The organism is Sulfoacidibacillus ferrooxidans (genome assembly GCF_022606465.1).
Lineage (GTDB): Bacteria > Bacillota > Bacilli > Alicyclobacillales > SLC66 > Sulfoacidibacillus > Sulfoacidibacillus ferrooxidans.
In genome coordinates this window covers 1-11696 of record NZ_JALBUF010000031.1, presented here as the reverse complement: position 1 = coordinate 11696, position 11696 = coordinate 1, and the positions used below count along the sequence as shown (strand labels likewise).

General features: G+C 46.5%; 8 protein-coding genes and 3 pseudogenes. 9 read left to right on the top strand and 2 right to left on the bottom strand.

All coding sequences use genetic code 11. The features are described 5' to 3' along the window. Positions 1-127: 127 nt before the first annotated feature. Positions 128-1105: pseudogene (gene istA, locus MM817_RS15705) on the bottom strand (IS21 family transposase); the annotation flags it as partial. Between the two features lie 90 nt (positions 1106-1195). Between istA and MM817_RS15700 the strand changes: the two are divergent. The 8 genes and pseudogenes from MM817_RS15700 to MM817_RS15665 all read left to right on the top strand — a co-directional run. After that, a pseudogene (locus MM817_RS15700) lies at positions 1196-1629 on the top strand (IS6 family transposase); the annotation flags it as partial. A 462-nt stretch (positions 1630-2091) separates the two neighbouring features. Further along, positions 2092-3372, top strand: coding sequence for a sensor histidine kinase (locus MM817_RS15695; protein ID WP_241716884.1), 1281 nt, complete (start codon positions 2092-2094; stop codon positions 3370-3372). Positions 3373-3447: 75 nt separating this feature from the next. Continuing rightward, positions 3448-5688: an HlyD family efflux transporter periplasmic adaptor subunit gene (locus MM817_RS15690; RefSeq protein WP_241716882.1), complete on the top strand. Its 2241-nt coding sequence runs from the start codon at positions 3448-3450 to the stop codon at positions 5686-5688. Further along, a complete protein-coding gene (locus MM817_RS15685) occupies positions 5685-6524 on the top strand; it encodes an ABC transporter ATP-binding protein (protein ID WP_336605204.1) in 840 nt (279 codons plus the stop codon). The genes MM817_RS15690 and MM817_RS15685 overlap by 4 nt, the downstream gene beginning before the upstream one ends. Continuing rightward, on the top strand, positions 6511-7725 hold the full coding sequence (locus MM817_RS15680; RefSeq protein ID WP_241716880.1) for an ABC transporter permease: 1215 nt from the start codon (positions 6511-6513) through the stop codon (positions 7723-7725). Before MM817_RS15685 ends, MM817_RS15680 begins: the two co-directional genes overlap by 14 nt. Before the next feature lie 93 nt (positions 7726-7818). Beyond that, on the top strand, positions 7819-8052 hold the full coding sequence (hfq, locus tag MM817_RS15675) for an RNA chaperone Hfq (RefSeq protein ID WP_241716878.1): 234 nt from the start codon (positions 7819-7821) through the stop codon (positions 8050-8052). A gap of 37 nt (positions 8053-8089) precedes the next feature. Then, positions 8090-9160 (top strand): sulfotransferase family protein, encoded by a 1071-nt coding sequence (locus MM817_RS15670; RefSeq protein WP_241716876.1) that lies wholly within the window; start codon positions 8090-8092, stop codon positions 9158-9160. 499 nt (positions 9161-9659) lie between these two features. Beyond that, positions 9660-10268 carry a hypothetical protein gene (locus MM817_RS15665; protein ID WP_241716875.1) on the top strand — a complete coding sequence of 203 codons (609 nt, stop codon included), beginning with the start codon at positions 9660-9662 and terminating at the stop codon, positions 10266-10268. A gap of 20 nt (positions 10269-10288) precedes the next feature. Here the strand turns inward: MM817_RS15665 and MM817_RS17600 are convergent. Beyond that, positions 10289-10405: pseudogene (locus MM817_RS17600) on the bottom strand (IS3-like element IS655 family transposase); the annotation flags it as partial. A 717-nt stretch (positions 10406-11122) separates the two neighbouring features. On the opposite strand from MM817_RS17600, the gene MM817_RS15660 reads away from it, so the two are divergent. Further along, positions 11123-11696 (top strand): hypothetical protein (locus MM817_RS15660; protein ID WP_419723425.1); only part of this gene is annotated, 574 nt, incomplete at its 3' end.

The following is an 11696-nucleotide window of genomic DNA, read 5'->3' as shown; positions in this document are numbered from 1 at the left end:
CTACAATCGCAACCGAATTCACTCAGCGCTTGGCTATAAAACACCCCAGCAGATGGAGGATCTATTGTCTGCGTCAGTTGCGTAAAATAGTTCTTCGATTTGTGTCCAGTAACTTGACAGAGGTCCATCTTATACTCTCCGCTGGTAGTGGACATAAGAGGTTCTTTTCCTTTTCTAGTGCTAGAACGGGCACTTTTCCTGTCCCTTGATGAAAGGAATGGTTGATACGGTTGCAGAGCTTCTGAACGTATTCATGTAGCTCTGCCAGGCTGAATTGGCCTTGATACGCATGGATTTCATCTAATAGTTTCATCTGAGCTTCTACCTTTCCCTTCGTTCGTGGTCGTCCGGCAATACAGGGGCGTACAAGAAAGCCAAAGTCTGATGCGAATTGAGCAAATTTCGTATTGACCTTACCTGCATCGTACTCAGTTCTAGCTATATCCATCACCGTTTTCATATTGTCGGTGAGGATTTCTCTAGGCACACCACCAAAGGCTTCAAAGGTCTCTGTCAGGAATGAGAGTAAGACGCTCTGTGACTTTGAGATGCTGAGGTGATAAGCCCTGAATCGTGAATAGGATAGTCATAGTACCGCCACGTTTATGTCTACTTTTTCACCCTCTTTTGTTTCATAGGGAATGCTTTCCTTCCAGTCAAGCTGTGCTTGTATTCCAGGATCTGTTTCAAATCTTATCGTTGCTTGTGGAGATGGAAGACGTTGACCACTATTGAAATACGATTCGAATTCTGGCTTTCGTTTCATGTAAGCACGAAATGCAGATTGCGAACAGTCTAGGCCATGATTGTCAGTTAAGTACTGCCATAGCACTCGTTTGTAGTAAAAAATCTGCTTTGATTCTGTAGATAGAAGGGCGGCGATCACTTCGTAATACTCATCAATTTTAGACCTTTTATCTTTTGTGGTTTTGCGAGAGAAGCCTTCGAGATACTTGTTAATTGTTCTGCGATCGACTCCCATTTCTCTAGCTAATTGGCTTTTATTCACTTTCATCTTGAGATTCTCCATTAATAATTTTATTTTCGGCAAGTCTACTAAACTGCAAATCTCTACACTGGTTTGAATATCTATCTGCATGTACATACGAATCCCCCTCGGGACAAGTATGCAAGATAGAGTCAAATCTGTACATCTTTATTCAAGCGAAAGTGGTCATATTTAGATTAACATTTATACATCAAAGTAAAAGGACAATGGAGGTATCTTTATTGGGCGGTGGATTCTCAAGGTCAAACCATGGATTTCATGCTCTGTGAAGATCGAGACATCTCCACTGCAAAACGATTCTTTAAGAAGGCTTTATCATCCCCGCACGATCCATCACCGCGTGTTGTTACTGTGGATAAAAATCCTGCGTATCCGCCGGCATTACAGCAATGAAAGGATGAAACGGAGATCCCACAGGACACCATCATCCGGCAGAGAACATACCTGAACAAGACCATCGATTGATCAAAAGGATCACCAAACCAATGCTCGGGTTCAAGTCATTCGAGACTGCTGAAAAGACCCTTGCAGGGATAGAAGCTATGCATATGCTAGGAAAAAAGCAGGTTGAGTTACAACACCTGCCGACTTCTTCAACGGCGTTACTTGTAGATCGATGATTTGGGTTATTATCCGTTGAATCGACGAAGTCACAAACGGACAAATCTATGCTACGCGTATGCTTTGCACCAGAGCCTTGGAATGTGTAATAGAACACTCCCTTCACCTTATGTTTTGACTACCTATTCGCAATGGCTCTTCGTACTATGATGAAACAGATTCTATTTTATCTCTATTTATAGATGAATTTACATATGAAGGTGTGCTTTTGGGTGTAGAACAATAAATTAGCTTGAAATGTAACGGATGAAGTCATTCTTTTCAAATAGAAATCTAAAAAGAATCTTTCATACTGAGTACAGACCATACATCTTGGATGAAGATCGATATACAAAGTGTCCTCGATTCAAGAATATCGCAATACAAACAGAGAATGCATCTCATCTCGTGTCCATCCTTGTGAGGTGATGAAGTCATCGTCGTACGTTTGATAAGGAGGATCTAGTAGGAGATATAGGTAAATGAAGATGTTTTCTACGATTCATGTACGCCTCACGCTGCTCAATGCAAGTGTGTTTTCAGTTCTATTACTGTTCTTGTCCATTTTATTTTATGTTTGGATGCAACACGTGGTATTTCAGCCAGTGGATCAATCGTTAGATAGAACAGCATCCCATGCCATAGTCACACGTTCTTATGAGAACATAGCCGATGGCGCACGCAGTCAACGTACTGCTTTGCCACAACTGGTGAATGGGCTAGGAAGTGGATCCATAGGCATGGTGGTTTGGTCTCCCACTCATCAACTACTAGAGCAGGAGCCACATGACTCGTTTACGCCGTCACAACTAAGCACATTACACCATCACCTGACGTCTAAGGTGCCGTTTTCTTTACGAGATGGTGATCAATCTTGGCGCGTGATGGATCTAAGCATGGCTTCCACTCGTGAACTAGGTCTACCGATCGGTACTACGATACAGTTCGTGCAAACGGTCACTATACAAGCTCAAGAATTGCATGAGTTTCTGTTGCTGCTGATGTCCATGGTAGGCATCGGGATCTTCACGCTGATTATGGCAGGATGGTTTCTGGCCCAAAAGGCAGTTGCTCCCATTCGTTTGTCGTGGGAGAGACAGCGTCAATTGATTGCCGATGCATCTCACGAACTTGTAAAGCCACTAGTTTCGATTCAAGAGGAAGCCCAGTTCCTCTTTCGCTATCCTCTTCACACAGTGGAAACGGAAGCAGAGCGTATTTCTATGATTGATCAAAAAGCGGAGCAAATCACTCAGTTAGTGGAGGGGTTATTGACACTTGCACGTGCCGATTCAGGTCAATGTGAACTGATCCTGCAACCGATCAATGTATCTGACATGCTAGCTGACATGGAGGAACTGATACAAGTGATTGGTGCACAACATGGGTTAAACGTGGAGTGGGCTGTGCAAGCCAACGTGATTGTCCATGGAGATGAACAACGCTTGCGACAGCTACTATGGATCTTAGTCGATCATGCCATTCTATATACTCCCAATCAAGGGACGGTGACCATCTCCTGTGTCCAAGATGACGTAAAAACTTATGTCACCGTAGAGGATACAGGAATTGGAATGGATTCATTCGCAGTTGACCATCTTTTTGACCGATTCTATCGAGACACCAGGGTAGGTTCCTGTGTAGATAAGACCAGAACTGGACTAGAACTTGCTATCGGAAAATGGATTGTCGATGCTCATCGTGGGCAATTGACTGTGACAAGTAGCGTTGGAAAAGGGACCACGTTCGTAGTATCCCTTTAAATGAAATGACCGAAGGATCGACGGATGTACGAATACACGTTTATAAAATATATGGATGATAGGGTGGTTAACAACATGAGCACGATCGCTCAAAAGGTACAGGTACCTCTATTGAAAAAAAAGAAACGCACATGGTTATACGGTGCATTGGCTGTGGCCATTGTGCTTGGCACAGGGGCGACAGTGGCTGCCAAAGATCTGTCACAATCAGGGACGCCGGCGTATTCAACCTATACAGTAGGGTATGGCAATGTGGTGCAGACGGTGTCTGCTGCAGCGACGGTACAACCAGCTACGACGGTGAATTTGTCATTTGATGGTGGTGGAACAGGGACGCTTGCGACGGTCAATGTAAGCATCGGACAAAAGGTAACGGCAGGTCAGGTGCTAGCTACGCTAGATGACTCATCAGAAACGACACAGGTGGCACAAGATCAAGCGGCGGTCACTGCGGCACAAGGCAATCTGGAGCAGGCACAGGCTAAACTTCTATCGGCACAAGAAGGGCCGACTGCAGCGACGATTGCCGTGGCACAAGCGGCCGTTGCAAGGGCCAATGCTACGTTAGCCGGTGATAAACAGCAGTATCAAGATGAAGTGGCGATCTATAATAATCGGTCGAGTGCACAGCAACAACTCGTCAGTGCGCAAAACACGGTGGCACAAGATCAGGTGGCCGTGCAAGCGGCACAAGTGAATTTGCAAAAGACCCAACTGACGGCACAGGCGGCACTCGATGGAGGCGGAACACCCCAAGACGTGACGGCACTTCAAGCAATCGTGAGTACGGATGAACAAGCGGTGACCTCTGCACAAAAGCAGTTAACTCTCGCGCAAACGAATCTGCAGCTTCTTAGCCAAGATCTGAGTACCGCTCAAGAAGAGTATGGCACGATCACCGAAGCGCAAGTGGAGCAGGCTTATCAGGCATACCAGTCGGAACTAGCCAGTTACAATCAATTTGTAGGGGAAACGACCAATCCCGATGCAGCAAACCCTTTTTCGTCGGCGATGCAGGCGGCAGATACACAGTATCAGCAGCTCAACACGGGATACACAGATGTTCAACAGGCGCAAGAACAGTACAATGCGGGCGAGGAAACCGTCCAAAATGATCAGACAGCCATTGCCAATGCACAATCCAATCTAGCCACAGCACAAAAAAATGTAGCGGATGCGATGCCTGCGAGCAGTACGAATTTAGCCCAGCAATCGCAAGTGAGTGTACAGGCGGCACAAGTCAGTCTCACGGAGGCACAGACGCAGTATAAGTCGGCACAGCAGGACTTACAAGTAGCCCAAGCGCTCTACAATGATCGCACATCAGGTGCACAGGCGGTCAGTCAAGCGCAAAATACTGTGGAACAAGATCAGATTGCGGTGCAAAGCGCACAGGCGTCGTTGCAAGAGACGGAACAACCGTCTACGCCCGCTGTGATTGAAGAAAGTCAGGCGGCGGTGACGACTGCACAAGCACAACTGAGTTCTGCACAAGCTGCCCTACAAGGAGCAGCGGCGAGCAAGGCCGATATGACGCTACGCGCTCCAATGTCCGGGGTGATTACAGCGATTAATGACACGGCAGGTGAACTGGTCAATGGTTCAGCGCCTGTGATGACGTTACAGAGTGATACGCAGAATCAGATGGAGTTAAATATTCAGGTGCCAGAAGCAGGGATTGGATCAGTCAAAGCAGGAGATCCGATTCAAGCGACCGTGTCGGCATTGCCTAATCAAACCTTCACGGGAACGGTGCTACAAGTGTATCCCACGCCTCAGGTGGTGGATAATGTGACGAATTTCACGGTGCTTGCAGTCGTCAATGATCCAACGGATCAATTGCTCTCGGGTATGGCGACTAGTGTCTCAATCCAAACGGCAACAGCCAACCACGTGGTGGAGATTCCAGCGATCGCGCTACAACAGGTGGGCACGATGGAGGGTGTCTATGTGGTAGGCACCAAGCCCGCAGGAACAGGAAGTATAGGATCTTTTTCAGCCAAGGCGGGTAGCACCTATGGTCATGGAGATGCATCTGGAGATGCTACGTATTCAAAAGCAGGGACAGGATTTAGTGGAAAGGGAGTCGTTGGATCGAATGCACCAAAGGGTACGTACTTCCAACCGGTACAAACCGGGATTTTTGGTACGAACAACGTACAAATTACGTCAGGACTCACGCCTAATGAGAAAATTGTATTAATTGTTCCATCTGCTACATCCACTACGAGTACAACTGCAACAAAAAGTGGTGCAGGTGGTGGCTTTGGTGGTGGTGGCTTTGGCGGCGGTGGGTTAGGAGGCGGTCGTGGATGATGAGTGCAGAGGAACGCATTCCACTGATCTTCATGCAACAAGTTGTACGCGAATATCAGGTGGGTGGCCAAGTGATGCGCGCATTAAACGGAGTCGACCTCGTCATCGATCATGGGGAGTTTGTCGCGATTATGGGGCCTTCTGGGTCGGGTAAATCAACGACGATGAACTTGATTGGCTGCTTAGATATCCCTACGTCTGGAGAGTACGCGATTGACGGGCATTTGGTGAGCACACTTCATGAGGATGAATTAGCTGCGCTACGCAATCTGAAGATTGGCTTTGTTTTTCAAAATTTTAATCTGCTTGCGCGTACATCGGCACTCGAGAATGTGGAATTGCCCATGGTCTACGCTGGCGTTTCGCCCAAGGAGCGGCGCGAGCGCGCCATGCAGGCACTAGAGCGCGTGGGCTTACAGGATCGCATGCACAACCGACCCAACGAATTATCTGGCGGTCAACAACAACGCGTCTCCATCGCGCGTGCGCTGGTCAATCATCCCTTGCTGTTGTTAGCGGATGAACCCACTGGCGCACTCGATACGAAAAACACGGAAGAGATCTTGCTTCTGTTCGAGGAGCTGCACGCGCAGGGGAATACGGTCGTGATTGTCACGCATGAAGATGAGGTGGGTGCACACGCCAAGCGCATTGTGCGGTTTCGCGATGGGATGATCGAATCTGATACAGCCGCACCGTCTGTACGCATGATGGACAGCCACGGGACAGTAAGTCACGTGAGGAGTATGGATATGCCGCATGCATCGGAGGATCCTTCGATGCAAAAGGAAACGGTCATTCACACGAAACGAGGTGGGAGCTATGTCACTCACTGAAGTATTGCGCTCCGCCTTTCGCAGTATTCGCGCTAATCGTATGCGTGCTCTGCTTACGATGCTCGGTGTGATTGTTGGGGTGGCGTCTGTCATTGCTCTTTCAGCTGTCGGGCAATCATCGACAAACGCAGTCACTACCCAAGTGGAATCGCTCGGATCCAATCTGTTGACAGTCATGCCAGGATCGAGTTCTGCAGGTGGAGTGAGTTTTGGTGCGGGTAGTTCGACAACACTTGTGTACGCCGATGCCGCGGCCATTGCGGCCAATGATCCCAATGTCGCACAGGTAGCGCCACTCGTGCAACAAAATGCGCAGATTGTATACGGTAGCAATAATACATCGACGTCGGTGCAAGGTACATCTGCGAACTATCCATTAGTCAAATCCACACCTATGGAGTCAGGGCAGTTCTTCTTGCCACAACAGGTCACGACGAGTGCACAAGTGGCGGTGCTTGGCAGTCAAACGGCACAAACGCTCTTTGGTTATCAGAGTCCGGTTGGACAAACGATTGATATCAACGGGATTCCGTTTCGTGTGATTGGCGTGCTGGCATCGGAAGGATCCAATGGCTATCAGAACCTTGATGATCGGGTGATGATTCCGGTGACAACGGCGATGAATGACTTTACGGGGACCGATGTGCTCAGTTCCATCGATGTATCGGCCAGTTCGCAAACGGCGATGAATCAAGCGCAACAAGAGGTGGAGGCGACGTTGCGTAATTTGCACCACTTAGGACCTGGGCAGGCAGATGATTTCACCATTATGAACCAAGCGACGATCCTCAGTGCCTTGCAAAGTGTGAGTCAAGAGATGACCGATCTGCTTACCGGTGTGGCGGCAATTTCGCTGCTCGTCGGGGGGATTGGGATTATGAATATCATGCTGGTATCTGTCACGGAGCGCACGCGGGAAATCGGGATACGCAAGGCGATTGGCGCTAAGCGGCGAGTGATTATGACGCAGTTCCTCGTCGAATCGGTGGTGCTCAGTGTAGGCGGCGGGTTGATCGGCGTAGCACTCGGTGGCGGGGGAGCGGAGGTGGCAGGGATCATCATGAAGGAAAGCAACTTAGTGTCACCTGTAGCAGTGATGCTCTCTGTGTCGTTTGCTGTGTTGATCGGCGTCTTGTTTGGCGTATATCCGGCACGCAAAGCCTCCCTGCTCAATCCGATTGAAGCGTTACGCTACGAGTAGGTCATGGTGTATTCTGCATCATGAGCAGTTGTGCAACCAACCATGGGAAATGACTGCTCATGATGAAAGATAGATGGAGGTGGAACCATTGAGATGACGAGTGCAGCGGATAGTCCTATACAAAATTCATGGTTAAATGATTTACGAAAGAAAAAAGTAATGACGATTATTTTTCTCGTAAATGGATATCAGATACGGGGGACGATCGAAAGTTTTGATAATTTTAGTGTGGTGGTTATTACCAAAGGAACGAAACAGTTACTATATAAGCACGCCATATCTACTATGGTAGAGGTTGAAGACCGTTCACGAACGACCGTGCAGTGACAAGCTCTCGTCTCTAAGCGTTCGAGAAGCCATGAACATGGATACGATCTTTGCACTGAAAGCGCATCGAGCAAAGGATAAGCCATGGGTGATGGATATCCATGATCAGATCATGGAACATCAGCCCTTGTATGCGCCATCATGCACATCACGCTTTACACGTGAAACCATGATAAAAACAGAAAATATCTTTCTTGGGGTGTGGACTATGGATAGTAGACCGAATTTTTTCATTGCAGGTGCGGCAAAATCAGGGACAACGTCGCTTCATCATTACGTAAGTTTTCACCCCCAAGTCTATATGAGTGAAATCAAAGAACCTCATTATTTTTGCAACGACCAATTCCCACATGAATTTTCAGGCCCAGGTGATCAAGGATTTAGTCGCAATCGATTGCGGACACTCGAACAGTATATACAGCTTTTTGAGGCCGGTAAAGACATGACGATCCGCGGTGAAAGCTCTGTGTATTATCTGTATTTTCCTCATGTCGCAGAGCGTATCTATCAATTTAACCCTGACGCTAAAATTGTTCTTGTGTTAAGGAATCCTGCTGATCGAGCTTTTTCTGCTTATATGCATACGGTACGTGATGGAAGGGAAACATTATCATTTGAAGAAGCCTTGTATCAAGAAGCTACGCGTAGAGACATGGGGTATCAGCCACTGTGGTGGTATCGAGAACTGGGCTTATATAGCATTCAAGTAGAACGATATCTTCGTATGTTTTCACAAAAACAGTTAAAAATTATCTTATATGAAGATCTAAGTGATGATACGGAACGTGTCATCTACGATATATGGAGGTTCCTTGGATTAAAACAAGACATAACAATTGATCCTTCTGTACGATTAAATGAATCTGGCGTTCCCATATCCCGTTCGATGTACAATTTTTTTGCAAAGCCCAATCCAGTCAAGGAACTGCTTAAAAAAGTGCTACCCACTACGTTTCATCAGAGATTAGGGCAGCAAGCAAAATTAATGACCTTACAAAAATTATCGATGAATGAGACGACCAAGAAGAACCTCATCAATTTTTATTCCCACGATATGATGAAACTACAGTCCATGATCGAACGTGATCTATCCCACTGGACTAAATAAACCTTGACCTTAAAAACGATCAGGCAAGGTTGCCATGAGATCTGTAGTGAAATCACCAATCAGGATCAGATACCGGGTACGGTCGAAAAAGAACATCCTGGATTTACTAGCTCACGGATTGCTTGCAACCAATAACGAATGACGGCGATGAGTCCCAAGGATTCATGGGGTCTCGCCAGATCAACGTCACATGCGTGTAAAGACACGACTCACTCGATCGTTGTCTCTATGCGTGGTTGATCGATCAGGAATAAAGTGATGAAAAAAGGGGCAACATCAGTATGTTTCTGGCACATGAAGTACATCAACGGGTGTATACAGATACTCTAGTGAATGCGTTTCATGAGGATGGATAACGCTCCTGATCACTCCTGCGTTGCCTCATGCTTCTCAATCCAATGAATGGACGACGAGAATCTATAGTAAGGGACTCCACTCATACCATAGATTGTATACGTTATGACTTATGCTGTTCATGAATAGGGAGAGGTGCGATCCTATGCGACATATACACCTGTTAAAGCCAACATCCATGTATCCATGGGTAAGCATGGTGATCTCCATAGCCGTCTTTTCGATGTGGCATCCATCCGTAGTCGCTGCAGACTTTTATGCTAAAACGAATGATCCTTTTGCATCTCAACATACTCCGACCTTAAGCTCATTACAGACATTATATAGTACACAAAAAAATACAGACTTTGATCTAGCATCCTCACTCTTTCTCGATCGATTACCTTCTCGGCAAATACGTGACTCCTTGGTTAAAGACCATGTTCACATTACTTTTCAAATGGAGAACGATGCACCCCTTCGATTGCTTTATGTGATCTACACATCCAGTGCGATTGGTATTACGCTTCAAGCGAAGATAGATTTTATTCAACAAGGTTCATTGGTTACGCTAACCAGCCACGGCATACAGCAGTTAAATGCGGTGCTCACCCCTGGAATCACGTATTCCTTACTAGCCGAAGGTTCTTCCTCTCATGGCTTTGTATTTATGGCCATGCCAACAAAAAGTATTACTTATCAGGTGCCCTCGAAGCCATTCACATCTTCCCTACGGATGAAATACAAGGAATCAACTACTCACCGCCTACGCTAACGCTTAGAGGCGGGAGCTTGTCACTGTGCCACTGTATATCCCGAAACCAACCCAAGTTCCTTCATGATTCTACCCATTTTTCGTCTGGATACAATCCAGTCTCTTTTCTTCCGTTCAACCTTGATTTTTCGAGTACCGTAGGTGTCCGGCTGTTGTAGAACATCTCCTGAATGGCTTCGACTAGTTTGTCTTCAGACCGCCTTCCATGTGCTTCATAAGCATAGGTGCTTCTCAGGAGTTGTAGGACGCTGTACATTGCTGATATCAAGTATTTATGCGCATGGTGACGAATCACATTGACTTTCGTTCTCGTATCAGCGCAGCTTGCTTTACAATATCGTTCTCCATGAGTAGTTATTTATTTTCCTTGCGCAAATGGATCAGTTATTCTTCAACAGGAAATATTACCCTTTAATAAACCTGAGGTTTGTCTTTGCTTCATCCATTTATCCAAGGAAGGACATCATCCATATTCACAGATGATGTCCTTCCTTGGTTTTCTATTTTGATAAAGTTGGGCCATCTGCTGCTTGAATTTCGGAGTACATGTTCTTCTTTCTTTAGTTATGGTAGACGCTCCTTTTATACGAGAACTCAAGTCTACTTGACCTTCATGTTTCTGTCTAATAAAGTAGCCGATCCAATTACATGTGTCTGAAGCCTGACCCCTGCCTATGAGCAAGTCCTACATGTGATGTATCATCCACCTAACACTAGGCAACGGTCGATCAAACAAGCAGTTCGTAAGATATTGTCAACAAGAAAAAGACACCAAATTCTAATAGAATTCAAAAATTGAATGGGTATAACTAGTTTAGCAACACAAACTAAACACATAGGAGATGTTTTGATCCATGAAGAAAAGTCGGAAATCCTTTGCTCTCAACTCTATTGCCGTATTAAGTGTGGCTGGTATTTTTGGAGGATTAGGAGGAGCGAGTGCGTTTGCAGCGACTCCAACGACAACACCTGTCAATCAAGTTGTCACACAAGGACAAGGGGCTCACCACTTCGGACCACAAGGTGGTCAACAAATGACAGAAATCGCTAGCATCCTCAAGATCAGCCCAAGCACACTCCGTGCCGATCTCAAAGCCAAAGAGTCGATCGCTGACATTGCACAAAAACAAGGGGTATCGACGGCTACCTTGACGTCTGATCTGGAAGCGAACTTTCAAGCACAACTCAACAAGGCGGTCAGTAGTGGGAAAATGACAGCTGCTCAAGAGCAAAAGATGATCACACAGTTTGATGCTCATGTAGGGGATATGATCAATAGCACAGGATTCATGGGTGGTGGGCACCACTTCGGACCACAAGGTGGTCAACAAATGACAGAAATCGCTAGCATCCTCAAGATCAGCCCAAGCACACTCCGTGCCGATCTCAAAGCCAAAGAGTCGATCGCTGACATTGCACAAAAACAAG